Annotated in this window: 13 protein-coding genes; 3 read left to right on the top strand and 10 right to left on the bottom strand. The window is 70.5% G+C overall.

What is annotated here, in order from left to right; genetic code table 11:
• The first annotated feature begins 10 nt into the window (after nt 1–10).
• A complete protein-coding gene (locus Q8X39_RS09080) occupies nt 11–1,384 on the top strand; it encodes an HlyD family type I secretion periplasmic adaptor subunit (RefSeq protein WP_305749349.1) in 1,374 nt (457 codons plus the stop codon).
• Between the two features lie 162 nt (nt 1,385–1,546).
• Here Q8X39_RS09080 and Q8X39_RS09075 read toward each other — a convergent pair whose 3' ends face one another.
• On the bottom strand, nt 1,547–1,762 hold the full coding sequence (locus tag Q8X39_RS09075) for a cold-shock protein (protein ID WP_305749348.1): 216 nt from the start codon (nt 1,760–1,762) through the stop codon (nt 1,547–1,549).
• A 272-nt stretch (nt 1,763–2,034) separates the two neighbouring features.
• On the bottom strand, nt 2,035–2,520 hold the full coding sequence (locus Q8X39_RS09070; RefSeq protein ID WP_305749347.1) for a nucleoside deaminase: 486 nt from the start codon (nt 2,518–2,520) through the stop codon (nt 2,035–2,037).
• A 56-nt stretch (nt 2,521–2,576) separates the two neighbouring features.
• Here Q8X39_RS09070 and Q8X39_RS09065 point away from each other — a divergent pair, with 56 nt between their 5' ends.
• Entirely contained in the window at nt 2,577–3,818 is a 1,242-nt protein-coding gene (locus Q8X39_RS09065) for a glycosyltransferase (protein ID WP_305749346.1), read from the top strand.
• 20 nt (nt 3,819–3,838) lie between these two features.
• On the opposite strand, the gene Q8X39_RS09060 is transcribed toward Q8X39_RS09065, so the two are convergent.
• From Q8X39_RS09060 to Q8X39_RS09030, 7 genes are all read right to left on the bottom strand, one after another.
• On the bottom strand, nt 3,839–4,615 hold the full coding sequence (locus Q8X39_RS09060; RefSeq protein ID WP_407067998.1) for an ABC transporter permease: 777 nt from the start codon (nt 4,613–4,615) through the stop codon (nt 3,839–3,841).
• A 2-nt stretch (nt 4,616–4,617) separates the two neighbouring features.
• Nucleotides 4,618–5,430, bottom strand: coding sequence for an ABC transporter ATP-binding protein (locus tag Q8X39_RS09055; protein ID WP_305749344.1), 813 nt, complete (start codon nt 5,428–5,430; stop codon nt 4,618–4,620).
• Complete coding sequence (locus Q8X39_RS09050; protein WP_305749589.1) at nt 5,427–6,419, bottom strand: ABC transporter substrate-binding protein; 993 nt, start codon at nt 6,417–6,419, stop codon at nt 5,427–5,429. The genes Q8X39_RS09055 and Q8X39_RS09050 overlap by 4 nt, the downstream gene beginning before the upstream one ends.
• 246 nt (nt 6,420–6,665) lie before the next feature.
• Complete coding sequence (locus Q8X39_RS09045; protein ID WP_305749343.1) at nt 6,666–7,949, bottom strand: M20/M25/M40 family metallo-hydrolase; 1,284 nt, start codon at nt 7,947–7,949, stop codon at nt 6,666–6,668.
• A 32-nt stretch (nt 7,950–7,981) separates the two neighbouring features.
• Nucleotides 7,982–9,769, bottom strand: coding sequence for a 2-oxo-4-hydroxy-4-carboxy-5-ureidoimidazoline decarboxylase (gene uraD / locus Q8X39_RS09040; RefSeq protein WP_305749342.1), 1,788 nt, complete (start codon nt 9,767–9,769; stop codon nt 7,982–7,984).
• Between the two features lie 13 nt (nt 9,770–9,782).
• Nucleotides 9,783–10,739, bottom strand: a complete 957-nt coding sequence (gene puuE, locus Q8X39_RS09035; protein ID WP_305749341.1) for an allantoinase PuuE — start codon at nt 10,737–10,739, stop codon at nt 9,783–9,785.
• A 40-nt stretch (nt 10,740–10,779) separates the two neighbouring features.
• Nucleotides 10,780–11,619, bottom strand: a complete 840-nt coding sequence (locus Q8X39_RS09030; protein ID WP_305749340.1) for a GntR family transcriptional regulator — start codon at nt 11,617–11,619, stop codon at nt 10,780–10,782.
• A 129-nt stretch (nt 11,620–11,748) separates the two neighbouring features.
• On the opposite strand from Q8X39_RS09030, the gene uraH reads away from it, so the two are divergent.
• Nucleotides 11,749–12,105: a hydroxyisourate hydrolase gene (uraH, locus tag Q8X39_RS09025; protein WP_305749339.1), complete on the top strand. Its 357-nt coding sequence runs from the start codon at nt 11,749–11,751 to the stop codon at nt 12,103–12,105.
• A 15-nt stretch (nt 12,106–12,120) separates the two neighbouring features.
• On the opposite strand, the gene Q8X39_RS09020 is transcribed toward uraH, so the two are convergent.
• Nucleotides 12,121–14,271, bottom strand: coding sequence for a putative bifunctional diguanylate cyclase/phosphodiesterase (locus tag Q8X39_RS09020; RefSeq protein ID WP_305749338.1), 2,151 nt, complete (start codon nt 14,269–14,271; stop codon nt 12,121–12,123).
• Nucleotides 14,272–14,418 lie beyond the last annotated feature (147 nt).

The following is a 14,418-nucleotide window of genomic DNA, read 5'->3' as shown; positions in this document are numbered from 1 at the left end:
ACTGCCCGCCATGCAACGGCCCGCCCTGATGCCCGCTCAGATGCCCTCCCCACTGCCGGCCGAGGCCGACCTCGTCACCCGCCACCTCGGCAAGGCCAGGGACCTCGTGCGCATCGGCCGTATCGTCGTGCTGGTCGGCCTGGTGCCGGCGATGGGCTGGCTGGCCTTCGCGCCGCTGTCCTCGGCGGTCGTGGCGAGCGGCTACGTCAAGGTCGACCTCAACCGCAGCGTGATCCAGCACGTCGAGGGCGGCACCGTGCGCGCGGTCTACGTGCGCGACGGCCAGCGGGTCAAGGCCGGCGAGCCGCTGATCGAGCTGGGCGATGTCTCGGTCCATGCCGACCGCACCCGGCTGGCCCAGCGCCTGATGTCCGAGCGGGCCGGCGTGGCCCGGCTGGAGGCCGAGCAGGCCCGCAGCCCGCAGCTGGTCTTCCCGCCTGATCTGGTCGAGGCCGGCCGCGGCGACCCGGTGGTGCGCAACCAGATGGACAAGGAACAGGCCCTGTTCGATGCCCGCCTGACGGCGCTGTCCAGCCAGTCCGCGCTGCTGGCCAGGCAGCGCATCAAGATCCGCCAGGAGATCGACTCGCTGCATGCGCAGATCGCCAGCACCCGCGAGTCGATCGCGGCGCAGGGCCGCGACCATGCGCTCAGCCGCAGCCTGGCCAAGGAAGGCCTGGTGTCGGAGTCGCAGGTCATGCAGCAGGAGGCCTCGATGGCCGACTACAACAGCAAGATCGCCGAGCGCACCGCCGAGCTGGCGCGGGCCGACCAGCGCACCGGCGACATCGAGCTGCGCCTGAGCCAGATCGAGAACGACTACCGCCAGCAGGCCAGCGACCAGCTCAAGGTGGCGCTGGTGCGGGTGCAGGAAATCGAGCAGGAGCTGCGCAAGGCGATCGACGCCTCGCGCCGCCAGGTCATCACCGCGCCGGTCGACGGCGAGGTCATCGGCCTGCGCGTGACCTCGCCCGGCGGCGTGATCGCCCCGCGCGAGCCGATCGCCGAGATCGTGCCGGCCAACCCGCGCCTGGTGGTCGAGGCGCAGATCCGCACCGAGGACATCAGCCGTGTCCAGCGCGGCCAGGAAGCCGACCTGCGCTTCACCGCCTTCAGCTACCGCACCACCGACCTGGTCAAGGGCACCGTAAACTACGTCGGCGGCGACCGCCAGGTCCAGCGCGAGACCGGCATGCCCTTCTACATCGTCAACATCGACGTCACGCCCGAGTCGGTCAGGCGTGCCGCCAAGGGCGAACACGACGCCAAGCTCCAGGCCGGCATGCCCGCCGAGGTCTTCCTGCACGGCGAGACCCGCACGCCGCTGCAGTACCTGATGGACCCGATCACGCATGCGGTGAGCCGCGCCGGGCGCGAGCGCTGAGGACGGCGGTCAGCAGGCCCTGCGTGTCGACATCCGTCGCGCGCAGGGCGGCCGCCAATCGCCCACAAAAAAGCCGCCCCAGAGGGCGGCTTTTCCAGCAGGTCGTGCATCAGGCTCATCGACCGAGCCACCCGCAGGGCGGGCGGCACGGTCGCGGGCTGATTACAGCGGCTTGATGTTCGCGGCTTGCAGACCCTTCGGGCCTTGCTTGACTTCGAACTCGACCTTCTGGTTTTCCTGCAGGCTGCGGAAGCCGCCGCCGTTGCGGATTTCGCTGTGGTGGGCGAACAGGTCCTTGGAACCGTCAGCCGGCGTGATGAAGCCGAAGCCCTTGCCGTCGTCGAACCACTTGACCGTGCCTTGTTGAGTCGTGCTCATGGGAGTTTCCTTCGTGTGTGTCGGATCAAAACAAAAACACCCGCCGGCGAAAACCTGCGGGGACAGCAACACTCAAGAAACGTCAAACCGGGAGTTGGAAGACTTGGCCGGCGGTGATCGGTGCAACCTGCGAGAGGTCGTCAACCACTGCGGAAGAGGAGCAAGACCTTGAAGAAACGGCCTTGGTGCATGTCTGTGGGCGCAGCATAGCCGGTTTATGCCCGTCGGCCCTCATTTATTTCAGGTCCGCAACGAACGGGCCGGTCTGCGGTTCAGCGAAGTCGCCAGAAGTCACGGTGCAGCGCGGCGATCTCCTCCTCGACCTCGGCCACCGGCCCGTGGACCTCGATGTCCTTCTGGCCGCGCGCGAACACCTCGCGGCAGGGCAGGTCCAGCGTCGGGTTCTCGGCATGGTTGCCGGTCAGCGCGAGCAGGCGGGCTTCGCTCATGCCGTAGACGACGCGGCCGATGTGGGCCCAGTACTGCGTGCCGGCGCACATGCAGCAGGGCTCGACGGTGGTCACCAGGGTGCTGTGCCACAGCGTGTGGGCATCGAAGCGGCGGGCCGCCTCGCGGGCCAGCACCGCCTCGGCATGGTTGACGGCATCGACGTTGCCCTGCGTCATCAGCACGGTCTGGCCGTCCGGTCCGACCAGCAGGGCCCCGAACGGGTGATGGCCCTGGGCCAGCGCCTCGGCGGCGATGCGGTTGGCGGCTCGCAGCCATGTGACGAGTTCAACGGGGGTGGGCGCGTTCATCGGCATCTCCGGTGGGGGCTTGCGTCGGGACCTGTGGCGATGGGGACAATCCCCGCATGCGGATTCTCTTCGTGCACCAGAACTTCCCCGGCCAGTACCGCCATCTCGCGCCGGCGCTGGCCGCGCGAGGCCATGAGGTCCGCTCGCTCGGCATGAGCCCGCTGGCCGCGCCGCTGGCGGGCGTGCAGGCGATGCGCTACGGGCTTGCGCGCGGCAACACGCCGGGTATCCACCCGTGGGTGCAGGACATCGAGACCAAGGTGCTGCGTGGCGAGGCATGCGTGGCCGCAGCCGCGAGGCTGGATGCGGCCGACTTCCGGCCCGACCTGATCTGCGTGCATCCCGGCTGGGGCGAGGCGCTGTTCCTGCGCGAGCTGTGGCCGCAGGCGCGCCAGCTGCACTTTGTCGAGTTCTTCTATGCGGCCGAAGGTCAGGACGTCGGCTTTGACCCCGAGTTCGGCACCGTCGACCTGGCCATGCGCTGCCGACTGGCCACCAAGAACCTGGCCCTGATGCAGGCGCTGGTCGGCATGGATGCCGGCATCAGCCCGACCCGCTGGCAGGCCGGCACGGTGCCGCAGCCCTGGCGTGACCGCATCGAGGTGATCCACGACGGCATCGACACGGCCTACGCCAGCCCCGACAACACCGCGCGCTTCAGGACCACCAGCCAGGCCGGCACCGTGCTGGACCTGGGCGCGGACGACGAGGTGCTGAGCTTCGTCAACCGCAACCTCGAGCCCAGCCGCGGCTACCACCGCTTCATGCGCGCGCTGCCCGAACTGCTGCGGCGCCGGCCGCGGGCGCAGGCCGTGATCGTCGGTGGCAACGACGTCAGCTATGGCGCCCGGCCGGCCGCCGGCAGCCACCAGCAGATCTACCTCGACGAGGTGCGCGAGGCGCTCGGCGCGGACGGGCTGGCCCGCGTCCACTTCGTCGGCAAGGTGCCGCACCGCTCGCTGATCGACCTGTTCCGCATCGCCCGTGCCCACGTCTACCTGAGCTACCCCTTCGTGCTGAGCTGGTCGCTGCTGGAGGCCATGGCCTGCGGCATGCGCGTGATCGGCAGCGACACCGCGCCGGTGCGCGAGGTGATCGACCACGGCGAGACCGGCTGGCTGGTCGACTTCTTCGACACCGCCGCGCTGGTCGAGGCCAGCGCCGATGCGCTGGCCAGGCCGCGCGATGCCGATGGCATCGGCGTCCGGGCCCGTGCGCGCGTGCTCGAACGCTACGACCTGCAGCGTGTCTGCCTGCCGCGCCAGATCGCACTGGCCGAGCGGGTCGGGGCGGGCTGAGCGGCTCGCCACGCCGGGCCTCAGTGCCCCTGCGAACCCCGGTGCGCCCAGCCGGTCGTGCGCCGCTCGACCACCGAGAACAGCTCGTACATCGCCATCGCCATCGCCCCGACCACCACCAGGCCGGCGAAGGCCAGGCCCATCTGCATCGAGCTGCCGGCGCTGATGAGCAGGTAGCCGATGCCCTCGTTGGCAGCGGTCATCTCCGAAACCGTGGTGCCGACGAAGGCCAGCGTGATCGCGACCTTGAGCGAGCCGTAGAAGTAGGGCATCGAACGCGGCAGGCCGACCTTGACCAGCACGTCCCAGCGCCGCGCGCCGAGCACGCGCAGCACGTCCTCCAGCTCGGGCTCCAGCGTCGCCAGGCCGGTGGCGATGTTGACCATGATGGGGAAGAAGCTGATCAGGAAGGCGGTCAGCACCGCCGGGCCGACGCCGATGCCGAACCACACCACCAGGATGGGCACGAAGGCCGCCTTGGGCAGGGCGTTGAAGGCCGTCATCAGCGGGTAGACGGCGGTGTAGGCGACCCGCGAGCTGCCGATCAGGAAGCCCAGCAGCACGCCCACGACGATGGACAGGCCGAAGCCCGCCATCGTCACCCAGAAGGTGCGCCAGGCATGGCCGGCGATGGTCCTGCCGTGCTCGCCCAGCGCCTGCGCGATCGACCAGGGGCTGGGGAAGATGAACTCGGAGACGCCCAGCCCGCTGCACAGCAGCTGCCAGATCAGCACGGTGGCCACGAGCAGGATCCAGGGCGAGGCCTGTTCGAGCCGGCGGGCGCGCGACGTGGACATCGTCATGACGCCAGCTCCACGCCGGTCTTGCGGATCGCGCCGATGTGGCCGCGCAACTCGTGGACGATGGCGGTGAACGCGCTCGTGTAGGTCACCTCCAGGTCACGCGGGCGCGGCAGGTCGATCTCGCGCCGGACCACGAAGCGGCCGGGGCTGCGGCTCATCACGTAGACGGTGTCGGCCAGGAAGACGCTCTCGCGCAGGTCGTGCGTGACCAGGATGACGTTGAACTTCTGCGCCGCCTGCAGGTCGCGCAGCGTGCACCAGAGTTCCTCGCGGGTGAAGGCGTCGAGCGCGCCGAAGGGCTCGTCGAGCAGCAGCATCTTGGGCTCGTGGATCAGCGCGCGGCAGATCGATGCCCGTTGCTGCATGCCGCCGGAGAGCTGCCACGGGTACTTGTCCTCGTAGCCGCCCAGGCCGACGCTGCGCAACAGCTGGCGCGCCTTCTGCTCGTATTCATCGCGCTTCTGGCGAAACGAGCTGCGGTAGGGCTCGACGATCTCCAGCGGCAGCATGACGTTGGCCACCGTCGTGCGCCAGGGCAGCAGGCTGGGTGCCTGGAAGGCCATGCCGGTGATCTTCAGCGGGCCGGTGACCTCGCGGCCATCGATGACGACGGTGCCTCGGCTGGGCCGTTTCAGCCCGGTCGCCAGCTTCATGAAGGTGGACTTGCCGCAGCCCGAGGGACCGACGATGGCAATGAACTCGCCCTCGCCGATCTTGAGGTTGATGTCCTCGACCGCATAGCGGCCCTCGGCGAGCAGCTCGTCGTCATACGCGAGCCAGACCTGATCGAAATCCACAAAGGAGGTCACTTCTTCTTCGCCCCGAAGATGTCCCGCTCCGCCGCGCTGGGCAGGAAGCCGCCGTTCCAGATCGCGGCGACGTTGACGCGTTCCTTGGTCGCGAAGGCGTCGGAGACCTGGCTGGCCATCAGCGCCAGGCGCGGGGCCTTGACCTCGCCGAAGCCTTCGGCCTTCGCATCGGGCGTCAGCACGGTGGCGTCGAGCGCGAGCTTGAGGCGGCGCGTCTCCAGCTCGGCATTGACGATGCCGTCGCGTTCCTTGACCGTGGCGACCGCGGCGGCCGGGTCGGCGATGACGTCCTTCAGGCCCTTGGTGAAGGCACGCAGGAAGGCTTTCACCGCTTCCGGGTTCTTCTTGAGGAAGTCCTCGCCGACGATGATGGCGTTGCCGTAGAGCTTCACGCCGAACTGCGGGTAGGGCAGCACGACGATGTCCTCGGTCTTGACGCCGCGTGCCTCCAGGTTGAGCAGCGAGGTGAAGGAGAAGCCGGTGATCGCGTCGATGTCGCCGCGCACCAGCATGGTCTCGCGCAGCGGCGGGTCCATCGCGGTCCAGGTCACGTTGCTGACCTTGTTCTCCTTGGCGAAGATCGGCCAGGCCTTGCGGCCGGCGTCGAAGACCGGCGCGCCGAGCTTCTTGCCGCTGAGGTCCGAGGGCTTGCCGATGCCGCTCTTTTTCAGGGCCAGCACCGCCGCCGGCGTGTTGTTGTAGACCATCATGACGGCCACCGGCTTGTTGGGCACCGTCGGGTTGTTGGCGTGGAACTCCATCAACGCGGCCAGGTCCGCGAAGCCCATGTCGTAGGCGCCCGAGGCCACCCGCGTGACGGTGCCGCCCGAGCCGTTGCCGGCATCGACGCTGACGGCGAGCTTCTCGGCCTTGTAGTAGCCCTTGCTCGCGGGCACGAGGAAGAGCGCGGCCGGACCTTCAAAGCGCCAGTCGAGCTGGAACTTCACGGCGGTCTCCTGCGCCAGCGCCGGCAAGGCGGTCAGGGCCATGCTCGCGCCGGTCGCCAGGCAGCAGATCAGGCGGATCGACAGGTCCAGTGCGCGGCGGCGGGACGCTCGGGGCGAATGCGGCGTCGGCGGCAGGAGGTCAGGGCGGTCGTTCGGGGCCGTGGGCATCGTGGGGTCCTTGCAGGAGGGTCGGAGCGATCCGACCGACGGCTGCAAGAACCATGCACACGGCGCAAGCGCCAGCCTGGTGCATCTGCGGGCGCACCGGGCGGTGCGCCGTGCGCCGGATCAGCGCAGCAGGTCCAGCAAGGTGCGCGCGACGACCTTCGTGGCGCGCCGCAGGTCGTCCAGCACGATGTGCTCGTCGGCCCTCTTGGCGTTGGACTCGCGCACGGTGCGCGGTCCGGCGCCGTAGATCACCGCCGGGATGCCGCGTTCGCAGTACAGCCGCACATCGGTGTAGAGCGGCGTGCCGGATTCGGGGATGGGCTCGTCGAAGACGTCCTCGCCATGGCGCTGCAGGGCCTCGACCAGCGGCCGGTTGCCCGCCAGGGGCTGGAGCGCGTGGGCCATCAGCATGCGCTTGATGTCCACCGTCACGCCCGGCACGGTGGCGGCGGCCGCACGGATGACCTCGTGCAGCGTGGCCTCGACCTCGTGCGGGTTCTCCTCGGGAATCATGCGGCGATCAAGCTTGAGCACGACCTTGCCGGGGATCACGTTGGTGTTGGTGCCGCCCTGGATCAGGCCGACGTTGAGGTAGGGATGCGTGATGCCGGTGACCGACGAACGGACCTGCTTGTAGAGCACGTTCTGCGCGTAGAGCGCGTTCAGCACGGCGGTTGCGCCCTGCAGCGCGTCGACGCCGCTGTCGGGTATTGCGGCATGGGCCATCACGCCGTTGACCGTCACCTCCATCTGCAGGCAGCCGTTGTGGGCGGTCACGACCTGGTAGCTGAAGCCGGCGGCGATCTCGAAGTCGGGCTTCGTCAGTCCCTGGTCCAGCAGCCAGCCGGGGCCCAGCTCGCCGCCGAATTCCTCGTCGTAGGTGAAGTGCAGCTCGACGCCGCCCTTCAGCGTCGGTGCCCCCGGCTGGCTCAGCGACTGAGCCAGCGCCTCGACCGCGCGCACCGCGTAGGTGTAGGTCGAGAAGTCGCACTTGCTGACCGCCGCCGCGCGGCCGTAGAGCTTGCCGTCGACGACCTCGCCGCTGTAGGGGCCGTGGGTCCAGCCCTCGCCGGGCGGGACCACGTCGCCGTGGGCGTTCAACGCGATCACCGGGCCGCCGTCGGCATAGCGACGGCGCACGATCAGGTTGGTGATGGATTCGAGCCCGGCGGCCCGCACCGCGTCGGCCGGCACGGCATGCCGCTCGGCCTGCAGGCCCATCGTGGCCAGCAGCTCGGCGGTGCGCTCGGCATGCGGCGCGTTGTTGCCGGGCGGCGTGTCGGTCGGCACGCGCACGAGTTCCTGCAGGAAGCGCACCTGCTCGTCGAAGTGATCGTCGATCCAGCGGTCGAGGGCGGCGTAGGTGTCGGCTGCGTGGATGTCGGCTGCTTGGCGGTCGCTCATGTCGGGCTTTCCGGGCGGAGGGAGGTTGGGGTTCAGGCGAGCTGGTCCAGCAGGTGCTGGAAGGCGCGCACGCTCAGCTCGATGTCGTCGTTGGTGCTCGATTCGAGCGGGTTGTGGCTGATGCCGGCGTTCAGGCCGCGCACGAACAGCATGGCCTGGGGCATCACCTCGTGCAGCTTCATCGCGTCATGGCCGGCCCCGCTGGGCATGCGGTGCAGCGGCAGGCCGAGCGGGGCGACGGCGGCCTCCCAGCGGGCCTGCCATTCGGGTGCGCTCGGGGCGGCCGCCGCACGCAGGGTCTCCTCGAGCGTGAACTGCAGGCCGCGCCGTTCGCAGATGCGGGCCAGCTCGGCGCGCACATCGTCGGCCAGCGCGTCGCGGGCGGCGTTGGTGGTGGCGCGCAGGTCCAGGCTGAAGGCGCAGCGGCCGGGCACGACGTTGATCGAGCCGGACGGCACGTTGAGCATGCCGATGGTGCCGACCACGTCGGGCACCGCCGCCGCGCGTCGCTCGACGTGCAGCGCCAGTTCGGCGACCGCGACGGCGGCGTCGCGGCGGCGGTCCATCGGCGTCGTGCCGGCATGGCTGGCCATGCCGATGACCTCGCCGGTGTAGCGCACGCTGCCGTTGATCGAGCGCACGATGCCCAGCGGCAGGTCCAGCTCGTTGAGCACCGGGCCCTGCTCGATGTGGACCTCGACGAAGCCGAGGTAGCGCGACGGGTCGCGCGCCAGCCTCGGGATGTCGTCGATGCACAGGCCGGCATGCTGCATGGCCGCGCGCATCGGGATGCCGTCGGCGTCGGCCTGGTCCAGCCAGCCCGGGTCGAAGTGGCCGGTGACGGCGCTGGAGCCCAGGAAGGTGGCCTTGTAGCGCTGGCCTTCCTCCTCGGCGAAGCCGATCACCTCGACGCCGAAGGGCAGGCGGCGACCGGCGCGGTGCAGCTCGCGCACGCAGGCCATCGGCACGAGGATGCCGAGCCGGCCGTCGTACTTGCCGCCGTTGCGCACGGTGTCGTAGTGGCTACCGGTCAGCAGGCGCTTCGCGGCCGGATCGCTGCCGGGATCGCTGCCGTGATTGCTGCCGTGATTGCTGCCGTGATAGACCCCGACGACGTTGCCGACCGCATCGATCGAGACCTCGTCGAAGCCGCAGTCCTCGCGCATCCAGTGCGACAGGCGCTGGGCGCAGGCCCGGTGCGCGTCGGTCAGGTAGGTGACGGTCAGCGCGCCCTCGACGTCGCTGTGCTGCGCCAGCTTCTCGGCCCAGTCCCACACGAGGTTGCCCAGCACCGGCTCGACGCCGAACTTGTCGTTCAGGCGGATCTCGGCGATGCGGTGGATGTTGCGCAGCGCCTCGGCCCGCTCCACGTCGACCGGGTGGCGCAGCCGGCGCTCGAAGGTCGCGATGATCTCGTGCCGGTTCAGGCCCAGCCCGCGCGGGCCGCGCACCGCCAGGATGAAGGGGAAGCCGAACGTCGCGTTGTAGTCGGCGTTGAGCTGCTGGATGTGCGCGAACTCGGCCGGCGTGCAGTCGGTCAGGCCGGCCTTGCCCTGTTCGTTCGTGGACTCGGCCGTCAGGCTCTGGCTGACCATGGCCTTGCCGGCCAGCTCCGGGTGGGCCCGGATCAGCCGCAGCTGGGCGTCGACGCCGGCCTGCGCCAGCACCGTCACCATCGCATGCTTGAGCGCGGCCAGCGTCGCGAACGGGCGCTGCGCCCAGGCCGCCTCGGCGATCCAGGGCGAGTGCTCGTAGGTGCCGTCCAGCGCCTGCGTGAAGTCGGCCTGCGACAGGCCGTTGAGGTGGTCGAGGGTCAGCATGACGGGTCGGGTCTCATTCCCAGGTGAAGGCGGTGGCCGCGTCGAAGGGATGGGCCTGGCGCCAGTGGTTCGCGATGTCGATGCGGCGCGTGACCCAGACGCAGTCGTGCGACTGCACGTGGTCCAGGAAGCGCTGCAGCGCCTTCATGCGGCCGGGCCGGCCGAGCAGGCGGCAGTGCATGCCGATGGACATCATCGACGGCCGTTCGTCGCCCTCGGCGTAGTGGACGTCGAAGGCGTCCTTGAGGTACTCGAAGAACTCGTCGCCATGCGAATAGCCCTGCGGCAGCGCGAAGCGCATGTCGTTGCAGTCGAGCGTGTAGGGCACGACCAGGTGGGGTGCGAGCGTGCCGTCGGTCTTGCGCACCTGCAGCCAGAACGGCAGGTCGTCGCCGTAGTAGTCGCTGTCGTAGGCGATGCCGCCGTGGTCGGCCACCAGCCGGCGCGTGTTGGGGCTGTCGCGGCCGGTGTACCAGCCTTGCGGCTTCTGGCCGGTCAGGCGCTCGATGATGTCCATGCCGATGCGCAGGTGCTCGCGCTCGGTCGCCTCGTCGATGTTCTGGTAGTGGATCCAGCGCCAGCCGTGGCAGGCGATCTCGTGGCCCAGCTCGACGAAGGCCTGGGTGACCTCGGGGCAGCGTTCCAGCGCCATCGACACGCCGAAGACGGTCAGCGGCAGGCCGCGCTTCTCGAACTCCCGCAGGATGCGCCAGACACCCACGCGCGAGCCGTATTCGTAGATGCCCTCCATCGACAGGTGGCGGGCCGGGAAGGCCGGCGGGCTGAACATCTCCGACAGGAACTGCTCGCTGCCCGCATCGCCGTGCAGCACGCTGTTCTCGCCGCCTTCCTCGTAGTTCAGGACGAACTGGACGGCCACGCGGGCCTGTCCCGGCCATTGCGCATGGGGCGGGTTGCGGCCGTGGCCGCGCAGGTCGCGCGGGTAGCGTGCGGGGATGAGGTCGGTCATGGTGGCGTGGGGTCGCGGGGATGAGGGGGTGCCGTGGCGATCAGGCGCGGCGACGGGCGCGCACGGTGGGCGCTTCGATGGGCGTGTCGACGGGCCTGTCGGCGGGCGGGGACAGGTCCTCGCCGAGTCCGGCCGGCCGCAGCGCGCTGGCCAGGTCGGGCACGCGCGGGTTCAGGCGCAGGTTACGCTCGACGTTGCCCAGGTGCTGCTGCATCAGGCGCACGGCGGCGCGGACGTCGCGCTGCTCCAGCGCATCGACGATCTCGACATGCTCGGCCTGCGAGTGCTCGGCCGAATGGGCGCTCTGGTACATCAGCGAGATCAGCGACGAGCGCGACAGCAGGTCGGCCAGCAGCTGGGCCAGCACCTCGTTGCCGAGCAGGCGGGCGAGCTTGACGTGGAAGTCGGCCAGCAAGCGGGTGCGGCCGGAGACATCGGTGCGCACGACCGCGTTCGATTCGTCACGCAGGTGCTGGCGCAGCTCGGCGATCTGGGCGTCGGTGATGACCGCGCACAGCTCGCGCACCATCGCCGCTTCCAGCATGCCGCGCACCGCGAAGACCTGCTGCGCCTCCTCGACGCTGGGCTGAGCGACATGCGCGCCGCGGGCCGGTTCGAGCGTCACCAGGTGGTCCCGGCTGAGCTGGTTCAGGGCCTGCCGCACGAGGGTGCGCGAGACCTGGAAGATGTCGGCGATCTGCTGCTCGGCGAGCTTGGTGCCGGGCATCAGCCGGCGCTCGATGATGGCGGTGGTGATGGCCTCGACGATGCGGTCGGTGATGCTGGCCGGCGCCGGCCCGTCGGCGTTCGCGGCGCCGTCGACCAGCCCCTCGTCGACCTGGGCGGCGCGGCTGTTGCGGGGCTTGCGGACGGCGGGCATCGGGCGGCTTCCGGGGTCTCGTGGTTGACGTGTGTGCTCAAGTGTATACACTTTTGTTCACCGCGCAAGCGTGCCGACCCGGCCCTCCAACCGACCGTCCAACCGACCGTCCAACCGACAGGAACCTCGATGGGAAAGCTCACCACCCACGTGCTCGACACCGCCCACGGCTGCCCGGCCGCCGGCATGGCCGTGACGCTCTATGCGCTGGCCGATGACGGCGTCGCGCAGCGCCTGAAGTCGATCACCCTGAACCACGACGGCCGTGCCGACGGCCCGCTGCTGGAGGGCGAGGCGCTCCAGGCCGGCCGCTACCGCCTGGTCTTTGCCGTCTCGGCCTACTTCGCCGCACGCGGCACGCTGCAGGCCGATCCGCCCTTCCTGGGCGAGGTGCCGCTGGACTTCGGCATCGCCGACACCGCCGCCCATTACCACGTGCCGCTGCTGGCGAGCCCGTGGAGCTACAGCACGTACCGGGGCAGCTGACCGGCGCAGGCCGGCTCAGGCTGGCTGGGTCAGCCGCGCGGCGCTGTCGCGATGCTGCCGCAGCCAGTCCATGAAGTCCGCCGCCGGCAGCGGCCGGCTGTAGAGGTAGCCCTGGGCCTGGTCGCAGCCGAAGGCACGCAGGCGCTGGCCGACGGCTTCGGTCTCGATGCCTTCGGCGACCACGCTCAGGCCCATGTGGTGGGCCATGTCGATGGTCGAGCGCACGATGGTCACGTCGGCCTCGTCGCGGTCCAGGCCGCTGATGAAGGAGCGGTCGATCTTCAGCTCCTGCACCGGCAGCCTCTTCAGGTAGGCCAGCGACGAGTAGCCGGTGCCGAAGTCGTCGATCGCCAGCCGCACGCCCATGCGGTTCAGGGCCTGCAGGCAGTCCATCGCCAGCAGCGGGTCGTCCATGATGGCGCTCTCGGTCACCTCCAGGCAGAGGTGGCGGGCGCTCACGCCGGCCTGGCGCAGCGCGCGTTCGACCTGGGCCGGAAAGTCCGGCTGCATCAGGTCGCGGGTCGACACGTTGACGTTCAGCGACAGCTCGGGCTGGCCTTCGCGCTGCCAGCGCGCCAGCTGCCGCAGCGACTGCTGCAGCACCCAGCGGGTGATGGCCTTGATCGCGCCGGTCTGCTCGGCGAACGGGATGAAGCGATCCGGCGGCACCACGCCGCGCTGCGGGTGACGCCAGCGCACCAGCACCTCGGCGGCGTCGCAGTGGCCGTCGCGCAGCCGCAGCTTGGGCTGGAACAGCAGGAAGAACTCGTCGGCCTCGGCGGCGCGGCGCAGGTCGCTCAGCAGCGTCAGGCCGTGCTCGACGTGGCGCTCCATGCCGGGCTCGAACACGCGCACGCCGTGGTTGGCGGACTTGGCCTCGTTCATGGCCAGGTCGGCTCGCGCCATCAGCTGGGCCGGATCCAGGCCCTCGGCGCTGGCATCGGCACAGGCGATGCCGATGCTGGCGCTGACGTCCACGCGCTGGTCCTGCACCGGCACCGGCGACTCCAGCGCGGCCAGCAGCCGGCGGCCCAGCGCCAGCGCGGCCTGCGGGTCGCGGGTCGGCAGCAGCACGCCGAACTCGTCGCCGCCGAGGCGGGCGACCGCGTCGGTGGTGCGCGCCAGCGTGTCGCGCAGCCGGGCGGCCACTTCCTTGAGCACCTCGTCGCCCAGGCGGTGGCCCAGCACCTCGTTGACCTGCTTGAAGCGGTCCAGGTTGAGCACCAGCACCGACAGCGCATTGCCCTGCTGCGCGGCCTGCGCCAGCGCGGTTTCCAGCCGGTTGCCGAACAGCGTGCGGTTGGCCAGGCCGGTCAGCTCGTCGCGGAAGGCCAGCTCGGCGATGCGGGCCTCGCGGCGCGCCAGGCTGTGGCGCATCTGGTCCATCGCGGTGGTCAGGCGGCCGACCTCGTCGTCGGCGGCCGGTGGCAGGGCGGTGTCGAGGCGGCCGGCCGAGATCGCGTCGGCCAGCCGGACGACGTCGCGCAGCGGCCGCGCGATCGAACGCGTGATCAGCACCGCCGACAGCAGCGCCAGCAGCACGGCGGCCGCGCCGATGGCCAGCAGGCGCAGCCGGACCTGCTCGTGCAGCGCATGCAGCCGGGCGATGTCGTCGCCGGCCTGGCGGGCGCGCTGCTCGACCAGCGCCTCCAGCGCGCGCTGCAGCTCATGCAGGGCCGGCATGGTGCGCTCGACCATCACCGGACGCGCCTGGGCGGTGCCGAGCGCGACCTGCGCCAGCGCCTCGTCGAAGGTCTCCAGGTAGTGGCTGCGCGCCTGCGTGACCCGCGCCAGCGCGGCGTCCTGCCGGGCGGTGCCCAGGCTGCTGTCGACCAGCGCGTCGTGGGCGACCTGCTGGTCGCGCGCGGTGGCATCGATCTGGGCCTGCAGGGCCGCGCGGGCGCCCGGTTGCTCGACCACGAACAGCGCGAACAGCTGCTCCGCGCCGGCCTGCGCGGTGTTCTGGGTGCGCTGGGCCAGCATGACCTGGTGCAGCGTGTCCTGGGTGATGGTGTCGACCGCGCGCTGCGTCGCGGTGGTCTGCTGCAGCGCCTGCGCCAGCACGAGACCCAGCACCAGCAGCACGAGCGCGAAGGCCGCGCCCAGGCGCGCCGCGATGGGGATGCGCCGGATCAGGCGGGTGGGGGCGGATTCGGCGAACGACACGGTGGCAGGCGCTGCAGGGACGGTGGTTGACGCCCGGTTATCGACCCGCTGTCCGGTGGCCTGAACCTTGACGCAGGTCCAGCCACCCCCGCATTCGCGGGGTCCGCGAGATCGGTCACGCACCGCGTCGGCCGGCCCGTGCGGCGG

The sequence above is a fragment of the Leptothrix discophora genome (assembly GCF_030705305.1).
Taxonomy (GTDB): Bacteria; Pseudomonadota; Gammaproteobacteria; order Burkholderiales; family Burkholderiaceae_C; genus Sphaerotilus; species Sphaerotilus discophorus.
The sequence above is the reverse complement of the archived record's forward strand: the minus strand, read 5'-3'. Positions and strand labels throughout refer to the sequence as shown.